Origin of the sequence: Nitrospira sp. (genome assembly GCA_029194665.1) — a bacterium.
In the GTDB taxonomy this organism is placed as follows: domain Bacteria; phylum Nitrospirota; class Nitrospiria; order Nitrospirales; family Nitrospiraceae; genus Nitrospira_D.
In genome coordinates this window covers 174,960-190,762 of sequence record JARFXO010000005.1, presented here as the reverse complement: position 1 = coordinate 190,762, position 15,803 = coordinate 174,960, and the positions used below count along the sequence as shown (strand labels likewise).

The following is a 15,803-nucleotide window of genomic DNA, read 5'->3' as shown; positions in this document are numbered from 1 at the left end:
CCGTTGACGGCTTGCAGTTAGTCTCCCTACTATGCATATCTCAGTCAGATCAACGAACAGGTTGCCTAGTATGACCGCTCCACTCCATCGAGGTCTTCGCCATTTGGCACTGCGTGTTCTCGATCTTCCTCGATCACGAAGATTCTATGAACAGGTACTCGGCTTTCAGCCGGTGTGGGAGCCGGATCCCGAGAACGTTTATTTTAGCTCCGGCATCGACAATCTGGCACTTCACCAAATTCCAAAAGATGAACTCTCCTCATATCAACCCACACAGGCCCAATTACTCGACCACATTGGGGTGATTCTCGACAGTCCGCAAGCCGTCGATCAGATGTACCGAGAGATCTTGCCGAAGATCGAATCTCTGGGCGGACGAATCGCCAAAGCACCCAGGCAGCATCGTGACGGCAGTTATTCATTCTATTTTGCCGACCCCGACGGCAATCTGGTCCAGGCTCTGTATGAACCGGCGATCAGCAAGCTGCGGTTCAGTGCGGACTCATGAACCAAATCTGGACCAGTCTTCCCAAAAATCATTACCTGAGACTCGCCCCCTGGTGCTGGGTGCAGCTGGAGAGCGCGGAGGCACCAGGACCCTTCCCGTTCGTAGGCGGAGTGGCCCCAGAAGTCGTCGCTTGCCTCCATGAGGCCCACAGCCTCCTCTCCAGTGCGATCGATACTGCTATCAGCGATGTCTTTTCAAAACGGGCGCCGCTCGACGATCCCGATCGCCGGCAACGGTTGGAGGATGCCTATGCGGAGCTGGTCAACGGGCGGCCATACCTCAAACAGCACATTCACTGCGGGCGGCGAGCGGATGGGGCCTTCCGGTGGGAATTCCCGACAGATTCAGCTAAATCCGCAACCGTAACCAATGATGGTCTTCGCATCTTTCATGCAATCAATCGTCAGGCGATCCCCATCGGATTCAATGGACGACCGCTGGGTCCCATCATAGGGAAATTTCTCGGTCTGCTCGACGGAACTCATACCGTAGACGATCTCCGTTCTGCGTTGTCGGCCATGCCGCGCGATGCGCAGGGACTGCTAACGAGATTACTTGAAACGCTGCAGCATTATGGTTGCTTGGCCGTTTCAGCAACGGCTTCCATCCTGCGACATTGGTACGACGTCGTGCAGGATCAAGATATCGTGCACCTCGGACATGCCGCCCTCCTCTACCGGCAGCGGGACACCACACTCCTCTTCGACCCTTGGTTTCTGCCTTGGTTTGCTGAATCTCCGTTGCCGTCGGTGTGGAGCGGACTATTCCCTAAACCTGCCGCCGTGTTTCTGACCCACGACCATGATGATCACGTCGATCCCCGCACCCTGCTTCATTTGCCGAAAGACACGCCGATCATCGTGCCCAGTCGGCGGAATCGAACAGGACTGTTCTTCGACTATCGGTCGCTCCTCACAGAACTGGGTTTTGACCGAATCATCGAGCTGGCTCATGGAGAAACCTGGCCGTTTGAAGGAGGCACGGTCGTGTCCGTGCCCTTCTATGGAGAGGACCCTTGCGACTTGAGCATGCCCAGGAATTGCTATTTAATTTCGGATCGGGGGCACAATGTGCTGATCCATGTGGACAGCGGCCCGACGAACGACGGACGATCCGCTCTCAAGGATACTGTCATCCAGCAATTGGTCGAACAATACGGACCGATTCCGCTCGTCTTCGCGTCACAACAGCAGTTGCTTGAAATCCGGAGCCATGCCGCCCATGCTGCTCTCTCCCATCCCGGCAAATGGCTGGAGGTGGGAGAGAACGGCTATCTCACAAACGCCTATCTCGCCGAGTTGTGCACGGCTGCCCACGCACAAATGTTTGTGTCCTACGCCACCGGTGGAGCTGACTGGTACCCAGATCACCTGTCTTTCATGTTCAGCCGCCGTAATCCCTGCAGAACTGCTCTCTTGACAGCTCATTGGGAACAACCTGAAAAGTTGAAAGACCTTCTTGTTTCGCAGGGATGCCGCTATCATCGTGCCCACGCCTTCGATGTCTATCGAGTTCTGAGTGGGGGGCTGATCGAGGTCGATTCGGCAAGCGAAACCCTCGCTCCGATGACTCTATATCGGTTGGACCACGGCGATCCCCCCTTCATGAAAGCGGGCAAGGGACGATAGACCATTTGTCTTTGAGGAGGAGCCATGGTTGGAACGCAGTTGCCGATTCTTGTCACAGGAGCAGCGGGGTTCATCGGATTTCATGTGGCCATGCGTCTGTTGGACCGTGGCGATCAGGTGATCGGCCTGGACAATATCAACGCCTACTATGACGTGCGATTGAAACAGGCCAGGCTCGCCCAATTGACGCCGCACGATCGATTTCGTTTCGTCAAGCTCGATCTCTCCAATCAACAAGGCATGCGTGATCTCTTTGCCGGTGAGTCGATAGGGCGCGTGGTTCATCTCGCCGCCCAGGCAGGCGTCCGCTACTCACTGGTCAATCCTTACGCCTACACCGAGAGCAACATCGAGGGATTCATCAACATTCTGGAAGGCTGCCGGCGGAACAACATCGAGCATTTGGTCTACGCCTCGTCCAGTTCTGTCTATGGGGGGAATACCCATATGCCGTTCTCCACCCATGACAACGTAGACCATCCGGTTTCGCTGTATGCCGCCACCAAAAAGGCCAATGAACTGATGGCGCACTGTTACGCGCATCTCTATCACCTGCCCTGCACCGGTCTTCGATTTTTTACCGTCTATGGGCCTTGGGGGCGTCCTGACATGGCCCTCTTCATCTTTACGAAGGCCATCTTGGAGGGCAAACCGATTGAAGTCTTTAACCAGGGCCGGATGAAACGCGATTTCACCTATGTGGACGATATTGTCGAGGGGGTCATCCGAACGCTTGATCACCCGGCCACGGCTGATCCAACCTGGTCTGGGGATCGGCCGACACCGGGAACCAGCTCGGCTCCGGCACGAATCTACAATATCGGCAACCATCAGCCGGTTGAACTGCTGCACTTCATCGAGGTCCTGGAGCAGGCGTTAGGAAAGCAGGCGGAGAAGAAACTGATGCCGTTGCAACCGGGGGACGTCCCTGCGACTTACGCCGATATCGACGATCTCACTCGCGATGTCGGATTCAAGCCGACCACATCAATCGAAGAGGGCATCCCTCGCTTCGTGAAGTGGTATCGGGAGTTCTATAGAGTCTGACGAGCCCAGTCCGAAAATCTAGAAACAGCCAACAGGCACGAACCCCGTACCGAAGAGTCTCGACAGCGCGACATAGCGCGCATTATCGTAATAAGAATGGCTTGGCATTCGCTGAGCACGCCCTGTGACATCTCCACCATAGGAAGGGTCAGATCCGAAGAACATCCCTCCACGGGTCTTCTGCACCAGTTGCATCCATTCCGAGTATAACGAACACACTTCAGGCTGTGCTGAGCCAGAAGACGTGTTGCTTGCGTGCCAATCACGCGCCCAATCCGGCACATTCGGATCTCCCATGCCGGGAGCACGATCCTGATACGGCGGGACTTCATAATGAGGAGCGGCGGTTGTTGTCGCTCGGGGAGCCGTCGGCATATTCTCCAAATCGGGCACGACAGAAAGCGGCTTGAGTGTCATGGCATGGCAACCGGCCCTCTCTTTATTGGTAAACATGGAACTGCCGTCTGCTTGAGGACACTCCCAAGTCGTATCCGATCCAGGCTGGGCATCTGAGAATGCCGGACCAGCGGAAAAGACTGCAAGCATCGCAGTGAAGAAGGGAAGCATCTGCGTTGGTCGCATGGGGCACCTCCAGATCGTGTAACGAGGGCACTCAGTGCCCAGACACTCATGACCATTCCTATGAAACTGTGCCCACAGCCTACGCAATACTTTATTCCTTGGTCTATGCCCCTTTAGGGGGGAAACAAATGCTGGAACAGCTTGGAGGACGGCGTCCATTCCATCGTCATACTCCAGTGGCTCGATCAACATCCTCCCTGCGCGATCAGACGTCTCCCTCATTTTACCTACGTTGCGCATCCCCCCTATCGTTTCCTAGAATAGTCTCATCATTCATTGAACCAGAAACTCGACAACCCCTTGAACCAGGAGGGCTCCTCATGGCAATCGTAGGACAACTCATGACCCGTGACCTCAGTGCGGTTCCAGGAGAGACGACGATCCGAGAAGCGGCGGCACGCATGCACGGCAGTCACATCGGCTCATTGTTAGTGAAAACCGACGAGACTTTTTCGGGAATCATCACGGAAACCGACATCGTCCGGGCTGTCGCCGAACGAATCGACGTAACGGACACCGCCGTTTCGCAGTTGATGTCGAAGCCGATTATGTCGGTGGAAAAGAACCTATCACCGCATTACGCGCGTGACCTCATGGCAGACAAACACATCCGCCATCTGGCGGTCACCGATGCAGGCACGATCGTGGGTATTCTTTCCGCTCGCGATCTCCTCGCCTATTTTAAAACGGTCGCTCACGAGGCCCTCTGACCATCACGCACCAAGCTACGCAACGGCGGATCCGAGCTTGTCGAGCACTCCTTGAGTTGACACGAGATGACGAGTCAACCCAAGACGCTTCGGCTCCATACCCATCGCCAGGCCAAGCAGTTGAGGCAAATGCCATATCGGAAGATCAATGTCGGCTTGCTGCTGGCCGGCCGCCCTTGACTGCATCCCATCCAGGTTGAGGTGGCACAACGGACAGGGAGTCACCAAGATATCGGCACCATTGCGTTTCGCATCCAACGTGTGGCTCGCAACCATGCGTAAGGAATTCTTTTCATTGATCGTCAGAAGCGGAAACCCGCAGCATCGAGTTTTCCCGGGAAAGTCCACGACCTCCAATCCCAACCAGCTCATGATGAGTTCCAACGATTTCGCCCGATCCGGTTGGTCCTGAAACCCCAACGCTTCAGATGGACGTTGCAAATAACATCCATAGAACGGAGCCGCCCGAAGCTCCGTCAATGGTCGTCGCACCCGTTGCCGAATGCCCTGTTCCCCCAACTCTTCGAGTAAGATCCAGACAAAATGACGGATCTGCGTCGTCCCTCGATAGGTTAAGCCTTCCTCGTTCAGTATCTCGTTGACTGCGGCCAGATAGGGAGGATCCGTCGTGAGGCGGTGATTGGCTTGGCTCATGACACCCTGGCAGGTGCTGCAAATCGTCATGATCGGCAACCCGGCTTGTTCCGCCAGGGCAAAGGTCCGGGCATTCAACACATCTCCCAACTTCCGGTCTTTCTCTTGCAGCACGCCCGCTCCGGTGCACGACGCCGTAGTCATTTCTTCCAACTCCAAACCAAGCCGCGGATAGACCTCCATCACAGACTGATAGAGCTCCGGACATCCCCCTTTAGACACACACCCTGGGAAAAATGCAAATTTCACGGTCGTTCCTCCATCCGTTGAAAGAGCCTCCGAAACTTCTCCACGCCGGGAATGGCCCGATGCAACGGGCCAGATTTGGGGACTTTCCCTCTCACGAATGCCCGGAGGACCATGGGAAGAAGAGACAGCAGACGAGACAAGTTCTGGAGACCGAACGTTCGAGTCGCCAACATGGGCTCATCCAACCGTCCCTTCCGGTAAATGAGGTCCGCGAACACTTCAGCATGTCGAGACCCGGATGTTGAAGGGACACCTGCCTCGATCCCTCGGCTCCTGAGCGACATAATACGTTCCATGGCCCCAACGCCCTTGGGGCACACTTCAATACATTCCATACAGCGGGTGCAATCCCACATGCCGCCTGGTTCGTTGAGAGCCAACAACCTGGACCGGGCGGCACCGTCACGAGGATCGGCCACAAATCGGTACGCTTTTGCCAATGCTGCCGGGCCGACAAACCGCTCATCCACCTCCAGTGCGGCACAGTCCGACACACAGGCTCCGCACATAATGCACCCCATCACGCCCGTGAGGTGATTCATCGACTCGGATGAAGCGAGGTATTCACCTTCCGGTTCCTGGCCGGCTGGTTGGAGCCACGGTTGCACTTGTCGTACTTTTTCCCAAAACCCAGCCATATCGGTGACCAAGTCTTTGATCACCGGCATGTTATTCATGGGCTCCACCTGCACGACTCCCCGTTCCGAAGCCATCGCCTGGACTTTGGTTTTACAGGCTAACGCCGCATGGCCATTGATGCGCATGCTGCAGGAACCGCAAATCGCTCCTCGACAGGAACACCGGAGCGTTAAGGATTCATCAAGGGTTTCGCGAATATCAATAAGCGCATCCAGCACCGTATCCGCTCGATCCGTATCCAGTTTATACTCCTGGAAATACGGCATGGAGGGTGCGGCCTCTGGATTAAAGCGGCGAATGCGAAATATCGTGATCATGCACTAATAGATCCGTACTTTGGGCTCCCATCGGGTGAGGCGAACCGGCAAATATTCTACCCGTGAGGAACCATCCGGTTGGTGATAGACCAAAATGTGTTTCAACCACTGCGCATCATCCCGATGGAGATAATCCGTCCGAAAATGTGCGCCTCGACTCTCCCGACGGAGTAAAGCACTACGCACAATCGTCTCAGCACAGTCCAACATGAACCCAAGCTCTAAGGCACGGATGAGGCTGGTGTTGAACACCTGACCTTTATCCTGCACGCCCACACGCGAGTACCGATCGTGCAGAGATTCCAACGCCCCTTTCGCCGTCATCATGCCCTCCTGGTCGCGAAAGACCCCCAGGTGAGTATTCATCGCGACACCCATTTCGTGCCGAATAGTTGCAACCGAGTCCCCGTTGGCATGGCGCGACAGCAATGCGGAAACAGCCTGCTGCTCCGTCCCCACGGCCGAATCAGGAACGTGAGGCGTTGGGACCTCCCGCGCGTATTCCGCGGCGCATCGGCCAGCCCGTCGACCGAACACAACGGTGTCCAATAATGAATTCGCGCCAAGCCGATTACCTCCATGAAGGCTCAGACAGGCCGTCTCCCCGGCGGCAAACAGCCCCGGGACACCAGCCCATGCGCCATGCATCTCCCAGCATCGCCCATCTACATCGGTCTTGATGCCGCCCATCTGGTAATGCATGCCTGGCCGGATTGGAACAGGCTCTTTCGTTAAATCAATTCCTGCAAACGACTGTACCTCGTCAGAAATCTGCCGAAGCCGCTCGTGGATAAGCTGTCGACCCAAATGACGACAATCCAACAGGACGCACCCGTCCATCCCTCGACCTTCGTTGATTTCGGTTTGTTCGGCCCGCGACACTACATCGCGTGAAGCCAACTCCATCATATTCGGGGCATACCGCTTCATGAACCGTTCGCCGTCACGATTCACTAAATACGCACCCTCTCCACGAGCGGCTTCGGTAATCAACAGCCCTTTTCCCTTTAAGGTTGTCGGGTGATACTGCACCATTTCCATATCCATCAAAGCGGCGCCGGCGCGATAGGCAATCGCCATGCCGTCACCCGTACAAATCAAGGCATTGGTACTCGGCTCAAACACCCGCCCCAATCCCCCGGAAGCAATGATGACCGCTTTCGCCTTCACCAAAGCAAATTGACCCGTTCGAATTTCAAACCCTACTAAGCCCGCGCAACGACCATCAGCATCCTTCACCAATGAGGTCACGAACCATTCCTCGAAAACTGGTACGCGCGCTTTCATGAGTTGCTCAAAGAGGACATGAAGCATCGCTTGTCCGGTAAAATCCGACACGAAAAAGGTACGGGCCCGCTTTTGCCCCCCAAACCGACGTGTGCCGAGCCGGCCCTCTTCATTCCGATTAAAAATGACACCCATGTGCTCCAACGTAAGAATCTCGCGCCCGGCTTCTTGAGCGAGAATTTCAACCGCGTCCTGATCCGCTAAATAATCGCTCCCCTTGACGGTCTCGAAGGCATGTTCCTCCCACTCGTCCCCACGGTCCGTCATCGCGGCATTGATGCCGCCTTGCGCCGCGTTGGAATGACTTCGAACCGGATGGACCTTCGTCATGATCGCCACCCGAGCACCGGCATCATGCGCGGCCAGAGCTGCGCGCATCCCCGCCAATCCCGCACCCATCACCAGCACATCGTATTCGTTAGCAGTCGTCATGTCAGTGACACACACCCCTTCGAATCAGGCAGATGACCGTAGGACAACAGAGAAAACATCTCATCGCCATATGAGAAATTGTAACCGGAGGTCTTCATTATATCCATACCTTTGGCTTTTCACGCTCTTGTGTAAGTTGGTTAGAGATCTAAGCCTCTGTAATGGAAGCATCTGGCAATCTTGAATTGCTCGACGTTGCGGAAGCCGCCGTTTTTCTTCAGCCATTCGATCGTCGTCTTGACGGCTCTCACTCCCGCATTGGTGGTGTCGTGCAGCAGATAAGTCAGCACAGTGAGGCAGTGGCGCCGATTCCGCTTCGCCACCTCAGCCCTTGATCTCAGTCAGCTATGGATGGCGCCCCGGAACCAGCAGGCAAAGAACCTATGGGCGGCTCCACCGATAGGCATGATCCCAGAGCTGGAGGAAACGCTCCTTGAAGGCCCAGTCCCACCCCATCTTCAGAGTGCCTCGCTCAGGTCCTACTTCTCGAAGGGCCGAACATAGCGCAATCGAAGTCAACTGCCCCACACGACTTCCTGAGGAGCACCTTTGCAACATGCTACCACAACCGGCCTGAGAGATTTAACCCGAAGATAATATAGTTGTCTGAGCCAACAAGTTCTCACCATGTCAGCTCAGCTATCCGAGGCAGCCCTCGATGGAAAATTGTAAGATCGACCGTACTCCTCAGGAGGACTTCCCTCTTCATCGCTCTCAGGTCTCCATCAAGTGCCCCAGGCAAGCGAATGTCGTGTCGTTAAGTTCAGAATCCTTTAGGACAAGCTTGTATGGTGTTTTACCGTTCATTCTTGAGAAGCTACGAGGAGCTGGGGTGGAGGGACATCGACTAGCATCTGCCGCACAGCGGACAGACTGTCTGAGCACTCTCCCACCCACACCACAAACGTCGATGAAGAATCTCGCGGCAGGACCCCTGACCGCCGATTTGTCTGCAAGCTCACGTCGGTGTGTGCCACCCCAGCGTCGTGCATTTCTGCTTTCAAGGAGGCGACGATGATGCAACCCGTTCTGAATGTCGGCGTGGATGTGGCCAAAGACGCCGTTGTGGTCGCATGTGCCGAGCACAGTTTTCCGATCCAGCGTATTCCCAATCAGCGGGCCCCCTTGCGGACATGGCTGACATCTCTCCCAGCTGGCAGCCGCATCGGCTTGGAATCCACCAGCACCTAATCATGAATTGCTGGCGGCCCTGGCGCAGGCCCACGGTTCTACCGTCTTCCTGCTGAACCCGTTGGATACTCGGCACTACGCCAAGGCCATGGGCAACCGGGCCAAAACCGACCGGGTGGATGCGGAATTGATTGCCCGACTCATCGCGCAAGAGCACACGCCCTTGCGTGCCTAGACGCCTCCCACGGCGAATCAACGCAAGCTGGATCAGCTGATTCGACGGCGTGCCACGATTGTCCGTCTCCAAGGCACGCTCAAGCTGACGATGCGCAATCTGGGCGGCTTTGCCGCCGAACTCAAGGCCGTGATGAGCAAATTGGAGGCGTTGATTGCCAAGATTGATACGGCCATGGCTGCGATTGCGGCTGGTTCGCCCCAACACCAGGAGGCCCAACATCGGTTGCAAACCATTGTGGGCGTCGGTCCCCTGGTAGGCCTCAGCTTGACCAATACGTTGGAGCGCGTACCGTTTCGCAAGGCGGATGCCTTCGTCGCTTTCACCGGGTTGGATCCGCGGGCGAATGACTCGGGACAGAAAGCCGGTCGCCGCCGCTTGTCCAAACGCGGCCCGGCCGAGTTGCGCCGCTTGCTGTTTAACGCTGCGATGTCGGCCGTCAAAACTACCGTCTGGAAACCGATCTACGAATCGTACCGCACGCAAGGCTGGAGTACGACCGCCTCGTTGGTGATCATCGCTCGCAAAATCGCCCGGACCGCGTGGTCTATTCATCATTACCGGACAACATTTAATCCAGAGCGAATAACAAAATGCTTGACATGAACCATAGAATCTCAGAAGGAGCAATGGAATGGACCTCCGGTGTTTAACCCGGATGGCATGACAGTTCTGGCTCTCTCCTGCGTAGATCGCCCAGGGTGATCCTTCCGAAAAGGAATAGGAGCACAGGCTAACCTGGCCGACATCTGCCTTTACCTTGTCCCCGCCAGAAACCTCAGGTATCCTGCCTATCTCCCGGACATTACAGTTACCTTGCTGATTCATTGATCTGCTCGAAATCACGGGCTTATGAAGGCAATCACGTGAACAATTGACGCACCAGGACATCTAACGGCCCAGCAATCGACATGACGGATTACAGCGTACTCGGGAATTTGGTGCTCATTTACACCGTATCTATCGCGGTGGTGTTTCTGTTTCATCAATTCCGACTGCCTTCTATCGCCGGATTTCTCGTCGCCGGGGCTTTGATCGGTCCTCATGGACTCAACCTGATTTCCGACATCGCAACAGTGCACGTGCTGGCGGAAATCGGGATTGTGCTGCTTCTGTTTACCATCGGTATCGAATTCTCGTTGGTGCAACTGACCTCGCTTCGTCGGCTACTCTTGATTGCCGCTCCGATACAAGTCGGGGGAGTCATCGCGATTTCATGGCTCGGCGGCATACTGGCAGGATTACCGACACCTCAGGCGATTTTTTGGGGTTTTCTGCTATCGCTCAGCAGCACTGCGATTGTCTTGAAAGCCTTGGCCGCCAGTGGAGACAGCGATTCACCCCACGGACGAGCCACCATCGGAATCTTGATCTTCCAGGACTTGGTCGTCGTCCCGATGATCTTACTGACGCCTATTCTGGCCAGCCACGGTGACGGGACATTGACACCGGCGCTGCTCTCGTTGGTGAAATCGATGGTGGTGGTCGTATGCATTGTTGCAGCTGCGTGGTATGTGGTTCCGAAATTACTCGACCACATCGTTCGTAGCCGAAGCCGTGAACTCTTCCTGTTGACCATCATTGTTATGTGTCTCGGTATTGCGTGGCTGACATCTCTCGGCGGGCTGTCCCTGGCCTTGGGAGCCTTCATCGCCGGGCTCGTGATTTCCGAATCGGAGTACAGTCATCAAGCCATCGCCGACGTCTTGCCGTTTCGAGACAGTTTCAATAGCCTGTTTTTTGTCTCCATCGGCATCTTGATGGATTGGCGCATCCTGCTCGAGTATCCCCTCGTCGTAACCGGTGTGTTACTCGTCGTACTGCTCCTAAAGTTCATCGCTGGAACGGGAGCCGTGTTGGCGGTCGCCGTACCTCCTCGCTCGGCCGTCATGACTGGAATTGCCCTCGCACAGGTAGGTGAATTCAGTTTTATCCTGGCACAGGTCGGCTTGGACAATCAGCTCTTGTCGGGACCGCCGTACCAAATCTTCCTCGCGGTCTCGGTCTGCTCCATGATCATCACGCCGTTCTTAATGCAGGTATCCCCGCATCTCGCGCGGCGCGTTGAGGCCGTGCAACGACTGCACCATTGGTTTCCGGGGCAGACGACAGCCCATGTACTCGAAGCAGAGGGAAGGCATCTACGCATCAAAGACCATGTGATTATCGTGGGATATGGGCTCAACGGACGCAACCTGGCCCGTGTACTGGGTGAGACGGAAGTGCCCTACATCGCGTTGGATTTGGAGGGGGATACGGTGCGTCGAGAAGCGGCTCACGGCTTGCCGCTCTACTATGGAGATGCAACAAACCCGACTGTCTTGAGGCATGTGAAAATCGAAGATGCACGTGTTCTGGTCATCGCCATCTCCGATCCATTCATGACTCGGCGAGCCGTGCAGGCAGCTCGAGGCTTGAACCCGAAGATCCACATCGTGGTACGAACCCGTTACTTGCGAGAATTGGAAGAACTCCATCAGCTAGGCGCCGATGACGTCGTGCCGGAAGAATTCGAAACGTCGATTGAAATCTTTGCACTCGTCCTCCGCACCTACAACATGCCGCACGATTTCATCACGCGAAAGGCTGAACAGGTGCGTCGAGAAGGGTATGCGCTGCTCCGCCGCAGCGAGGTCCCCGAACTGGCTCATCACCTTCGCGGCGGAACCCTCGCTGATGTCGAAGTGGAGACCTGTCGAATCGAAGAAGATTCGCCGGCGGCTGGAAAAACGATCGCTCAACTGGCGTTGCGGCCGCGAATCGGAACGTCCATCATCGCCCTGACCAGAAACGGCGTCACGGAATCCAACCCATCAGAGAAAACCAAACTCCTTGTCGGCGACATTGTGGTACTGCTGGGAACGCGCGATCAGATCAGACGAGCCATGGGGTTTATTCTGGCGAATCAGGGCAACGCCTAGAGCATTCCTCGAATAGCCTGGATCAGAAAATGATTCCCTATCACGCGCCGTTGTGATTCCCTGTCGAGACCGGGAAGGAGGCCGGATGGATGGGGAAAGGCTATTCGCAGGACTTGCGGGAACGGGTGATTGACGCGGTGGTTGAGGGGAAGCTGTCGCGGCGGGAAGCAGCAGCACGCTTTGGCGTGAGTGACTCGTCAGCGATCCGGTGGGTCGCCCGCTACCTGCAAACGGGGGCACGGGGGATCATTGGCACCGGCGGCCACCGCCCATCGAAACTGAAGCCGCACCGGGAGTGGCTGTTACACGTGCTGGAGGTTGAACCGGACATCACCCTGATGGCGTTGTCGACGCGGTTCTTCAACGAGCGTGGTGTGAAGGCGACAACGGGGATGCTGTCGTATTGTTATATCGGCGAAGGGATCCGCTTTAAAAAAAACCGTCCACGCCAGCGAACAGGATCGGCCGGATGTCGCTCAGCGCCGCACGCGCTGGAAGAACCAGCAGGCGAAGCTCGATCCCCGGCGCCTGGTGTTCATCGATGAGACCTGGATCAAAACGAACATGGTGCGCACACATGGCCGCTGTCGTAACGGCGAGCGCCTGCGAGCCAAGGTGCCGCATGGGCACTGGAAAACCCTGACGTTCGTGGGGGCGCTGCGCCTAGACGGCCTGACCGCGCCGTGTGTTCTCGACGGCCCTCTCGATGGTGATAGCTTCCTGGCTTATGTCGAGCATTGTCTGGTCCCGATCCTGAAGCCTGGTGACATGGTCGTCCTCGACAACCTCACCAGCCACAAGAACAAGGCTGTCCACACCGCCATCCGCAAGGCTGGGGCAACCCGCCTCCTGCTCCCTCAATACTCCCCCGACCTCAACCCGATCGAACAGGTCTTCGCCAAGATCAAGACGCTTCTGCGGAAGGCCGCTGAACGAACGGTCGAACCCCTGTGGAGGAAACTCGGCCAGCTTCTCAAAACCTTCCAGCCCAACGAGTGCGCCAACTACTTCAGGAATGCGGGCTATGCATCAACCTAAAAAGGGAACGCTCTAGCGTGAGGATATTGCAAGAGCCCTCCAACCCCATTCTCGCGTGACACTGCCGCCTCACTATCTCGGCGGCGTTCACGAACGTGCCGCGCCTTATTCGGCGCGGCGTGAACCTCAAGGCCTCAACGTACCACCGGATAAGAGCTGCCAAAGCAGCTCGCGGCGAGTGGGTGGAATGACTACGCCTCGGTCTTTAAGACATCGGTGCTCAGCGACTCGCTCCCGTCCGCAAAACGGACCGTGTGTGCAAGACCCTCAGCGTACCGTCATCGCTTGATAGGCTTCATCCAGTGTGCCTACTTGAATGAGCTGGACTCTCTTGCGAGAGGCAACCTCCGTCGCGCCTACCCAATCCGGCGTGAGCGGTTGATCCCGAGAGACGATGATTGTTCGGTAATGCGCGTTGGCGGCAGCCTCAATTTTCACGGGCAACCCTCCTACCACATCTACACGACCATCCGGAGTGATCTGGCCTGATAGGGCAACATCCGATCTGATCACATCTCCTCGGTAGGCTGCCATAATCGCCACTGCAACGGCGGCGCTGGCGCTCATCCCGTCGGTCAAAGACGTCACAGAGCGATTCTTGATCGTGATCAACCAATCATGACCGCTGTCACCCACAGTATGGGTCACGGCGCGCAGGGCTCGACGGGCACCTTCCTTCCATTCTTCGCCGACGACGGATCCTCCTCCCAAGTTGATTTCATTGAACTCAACGGTAGGGCCGCTATGCCCAGCCACGTGATCAAGCTGGACTAAGATGTAGTTCACAACACCGGGAAGACCCTCACCCAGTACGCCCAACGTCGGGACGGAGACGATTTTGGAGCTTCCGGCATACGACGGTATCGTAGGCGTGATCGCCATCATCAGCATCAACAGCAGCCGAAAGAGCGCGGTCAGCTTCGCCACCGGAGCATCACTCGTCCTTTGACCGGATGATCAAAAGGCCGGCCTGTTTGCACGGATGCTGGATGGGTCGCTATCAGCATGGAGTACCAGTTCTCCGGCATATCGGCATCGCCGAGAAACATCGACGAGGGTCTGTGGGGAAGTCCTACCGCCAGGCGGTTCATCGCCCACTGATCCTGGCCGAGAAACATTTTGCCAGCGTCCCTTCAAGTCGAACTACCACCCATTTCCACTCGTTCACCGTCGAACCGGCCGAATGACAGGAGCATACCACAGTGCGGACAGATGTCGCGCATCGCCACGAGTCCACCCGCTCGATTGCGACAGAGAACAATCGGCAACCCGAGCACCTGCGACCTCTTCATCGTGCTCGGGCGCAGGGTATGACCGGGCACGGCCGGGTACCAAAAGCCAAAGAGGGAACGGCTCTTCGAAGGTACACCCACGGGTAATGGCTGTTCGATCACGAGGGTCTTTCGATAGGGAGAAAACTCGCGAGAGAGGTTCGTCCGATGAATTGTGACTATATCGAGAGGATGGCGATTGATCAAGCAATGTCAACACGGTTGCGCGGTTACCCGGTTCCTTGACACCCCCAAGGATCACATACTATTCTGTTCATGCGCAGAAGTTGAGCGTGTGATGAGGTGAGATCATGATTGCCACACAACAGATCGAGCCGACGACGACGTTGGCACAACTGCAAGAATCCAAGCCCGAAAGAGTCACAATCGTATTGCTGAGTGGTGATCTCGATCGGGCGATGGCGGCCTTTATCATCGCCACGGGCGCTGCTGCGATGGGTATGCGTGTGACCATGTTTTTTACGTTTTGGGGATTGAACACGATTCGGAGACGGGGAGCTACGAGTTCGGCCAAAGATTGGCTTCGACGGATGTTCGGACTGCTCAACAAGGGTGGCGCCGACGCACTGCCGTTGTCCCGATTCCACTTCGCGGGGTTGGGAACGAAGATGATGCAGACGGTGATGAAGCAAAACCGGATGCCGGGCGTGCCTGAGTTGATGCAAACGGCCCTCGATCTGGGCGTGCGGTTCATCGCCTGCACGACGACGATGGGCCTCATGGGTATTACCAAGAATACGTTGATCGACGGCATCGATCAGTTCGCAGGCGTGACTACGTACCTGGCAGAAGCCAAACAGGGTAATGTCAATCTATTCATTTGAACCGTCTACTGAAACGAGGGTGTTTTCATGATGCAGGCCGATGTCAAACTCGACACGTTGGGATATTTTTGTCCAATGCCGATTATTCTCACATCCAAGAAGATCAAAGAATTGGCCTTGGGACAGGTGCTGGAAGTCGTCTCCGATGATGAGGGCATCAAGAAAGACATGCCGGCTTGGTGTGAAACCACGGGCCATCAAATGATGGGCTTGGAAGAGGAACAAGCAAAGTCGGGCCCCATCTATAAGGCGTTTGTGAAGAAGGCGAAATAGCTAGACTCCTGCACGAGAACGACGGTTAAGTCAGCA

At 56.1% G+C, this 15,803-nt stretch carries 18 protein-coding genes; 12 read left to right on the top strand and 6 right to left on the bottom strand.

Features of this window, described 5'->3' with window-relative positions; genetic code table 11:
* Nucleotides 1–70: 70 nt before the first annotated feature.
* From P0119_16920 to P0119_16910, 3 genes are read left to right on the top strand one after another with little or no spacing between them, the layout of a single operon-like run.
* Nucleotides 71–508, top strand: coding sequence for a VOC family protein (locus tag P0119_16920; protein MDF0667735.1), 438 nt, complete (start codon nucleotides 71–73; stop codon nucleotides 506–508).
* On the top strand, nucleotides 505–2,136 hold the full coding sequence (locus tag P0119_16915; protein MDF0667734.1) for an MBL fold metallo-hydrolase: 1,632 nt from the start codon (nucleotides 505–507) through the stop codon (nucleotides 2,134–2,136). Before P0119_16920 ends, P0119_16915 begins: the two co-directional genes overlap by 4 nt.
* A gap of 24 nt (nucleotides 2,137–2,160) precedes the next feature.
* Entirely contained in the window at nucleotides 2,161–3,183 is a 1,023-nt protein-coding gene (locus P0119_16910; protein ID MDF0667733.1) for an NAD-dependent epimerase, read from the top strand.
* An 18-nt stretch (nucleotides 3,184–3,201) separates the two neighbouring features.
* On the opposite strand, the gene P0119_16905 is transcribed toward P0119_16910, so the two are convergent.
* Nucleotides 3,202–3,765: a hypothetical protein gene (locus P0119_16905; GenBank protein MDF0667732.1), complete on the bottom strand. Its 564-nt coding sequence runs from the start codon at nucleotides 3,763–3,765 to the stop codon at nucleotides 3,202–3,204.
* Between the two features lie 320 nt (nucleotides 3,766–4,085).
* Between P0119_16905 and P0119_16900 the strand changes: the two genes are divergently transcribed.
* Nucleotides 4,086–4,475, top strand: coding sequence for a CBS domain-containing protein (locus P0119_16900; protein MDF0667731.1), 390 nt, complete (start codon nucleotides 4,086–4,088; stop codon nucleotides 4,473–4,475).
* Nucleotides 4,476–4,490: 15 nt separating this feature from the next.
* Here the strand turns inward: P0119_16900 and P0119_16895 are convergent, their stop codons facing one another.
* The 4 genes from P0119_16895 to P0119_16880 all read right to left on the bottom strand — a co-directional run bounded on the left by P0119_16895 (nucleotide 4,491) and on the right by P0119_16880 (nucleotide 8,376).
* Nucleotides 4,491–5,378 (bottom strand): CoB--CoM heterodisulfide reductase iron-sulfur subunit B family protein, encoded by an 888-nt coding sequence (locus P0119_16895; protein MDF0667730.1) that lies wholly within the window; start codon nucleotides 5,376–5,378, stop codon nucleotides 4,491–4,493.
* On the bottom strand, nucleotides 5,375–6,334 hold the full coding sequence (gene sdhB, locus P0119_16890) for a succinate dehydrogenase iron-sulfur subunit (GenBank protein ID MDF0667729.1): 960 nt from the start codon (nucleotides 6,332–6,334) through the stop codon (nucleotides 5,375–5,377). Before sdhB ends, P0119_16895 begins: the two co-directional genes overlap by 4 nt.
* Nucleotides 6,335–6,337: 3 nt before the next feature.
* The gene (locus tag P0119_16885; protein ID MDF0667728.1) at nucleotides 6,338–8,053 is read right to left on the bottom strand and encodes an FAD-binding protein; all 1,716 of its coding nucleotides are present in this window, start codon (nucleotides 8,051–8,053) and stop codon (nucleotides 6,338–6,340) included.
* A 140-nt stretch (nucleotides 8,054–8,193) separates the two neighbouring features.
* Entirely contained in the window at nucleotides 8,194–8,376 is a 183-nt protein-coding gene (locus P0119_16880) for a hypothetical protein (protein ID MDF0667727.1), read from the bottom strand.
* 691 nt (nucleotides 8,377–9,067) lie between these two features.
* On the opposite strand from P0119_16880, the gene P0119_16875 reads away from it, so the two are divergent.
* The 5 genes from P0119_16875 (at nucleotide 9,068) to P0119_16855 (ending at nucleotide 13,378) form a co-directional block, all read left to right on the top strand.
* Nucleotides 9,068–9,244: a hypothetical protein gene (locus tag P0119_16875; GenBank protein MDF0667726.1), complete on the top strand. Its 177-nt coding sequence runs from the start codon at nucleotides 9,068–9,070 to the stop codon at nucleotides 9,242–9,244.
* A 7-nt stretch (nucleotides 9,245–9,251) separates the two neighbouring features.
* Nucleotides 9,252–9,419, top strand: a complete 168-nt coding sequence (locus P0119_16870) for a transposase (GenBank protein MDF0667725.1) — start codon at nucleotides 9,252–9,254, stop codon at nucleotides 9,417–9,419.
* Between the two features lie 90 nt (nucleotides 9,420–9,509).
* On the top strand, nucleotides 9,510–10,025 hold the full coding sequence (locus P0119_16865; protein ID MDF0667724.1) for a transposase: 516 nt from the start codon (nucleotides 9,510–9,512) through the stop codon (nucleotides 10,023–10,025).
* 305 nt (nucleotides 10,026–10,330) lie between these two features.
* Entirely contained in the window at nucleotides 10,331–12,340 is a 2,010-nt protein-coding gene (locus P0119_16860) for a cation:proton antiporter (GenBank protein MDF0667723.1), read from the top strand.
* 89 nt (nucleotides 12,341–12,429) lie between these two features.
* Nucleotides 12,430–13,378 (top strand): IS630 family transposase gene (locus P0119_16855; GenBank protein ID MDF0667722.1). Its coding sequence is split into 2 segments (ribosomal slippage): nucleotides 12,430–12,771 and nucleotides 12,773–13,378, totalling 948 coding nucleotides; the frame shifts between segments, so codons are not numbered across the junction.
* Nucleotides 13,379–13,645: 267 nt separating this feature from the next.
* Here the strand turns inward: P0119_16855 and P0119_16850 are convergent.
* Nucleotides 13,646–14,305, bottom strand: a complete 660-nt coding sequence (locus P0119_16850) for a hypothetical protein (protein MDF0667721.1) — start codon at nucleotides 14,303–14,305, stop codon at nucleotides 13,646–13,648.
* Nucleotides 14,306–14,367: 62 nt separating this feature from the next.
* Here P0119_16850 and P0119_16845 point away from each other — a divergent pair, with 62 nt between their 5' ends.
* The 3 genes from P0119_16845 (at nucleotide 14,368) to P0119_16835 (ending at nucleotide 15,767) form a co-directional block, all read left to right on the top strand.
* A complete protein-coding gene (locus P0119_16845) occupies nucleotides 14,368–14,565 on the top strand; it encodes a hypothetical protein (GenBank protein ID MDF0667720.1) in 198 nt (65 codons plus the stop codon).
* A gap of 395 nt (nucleotides 14,566–14,960) precedes the next feature.
* Complete coding sequence (locus tag P0119_16840; protein ID MDF0667719.1) at nucleotides 14,961–15,494, top strand: DsrE/DsrF/DrsH-like family protein; 534 nt, start codon at nucleotides 14,961–14,963, stop codon at nucleotides 15,492–15,494.
* Nucleotides 15,495–15,521: 27 nt separating this feature from the next.
* Nucleotides 15,522–15,767, top strand: a complete 246-nt coding sequence (locus P0119_16835; GenBank protein MDF0667718.1) for a sulfurtransferase TusA family protein — start codon at nucleotides 15,522–15,524, stop codon at nucleotides 15,765–15,767.
* Nucleotides 15,768–15,803 lie beyond the last annotated feature (36 nt).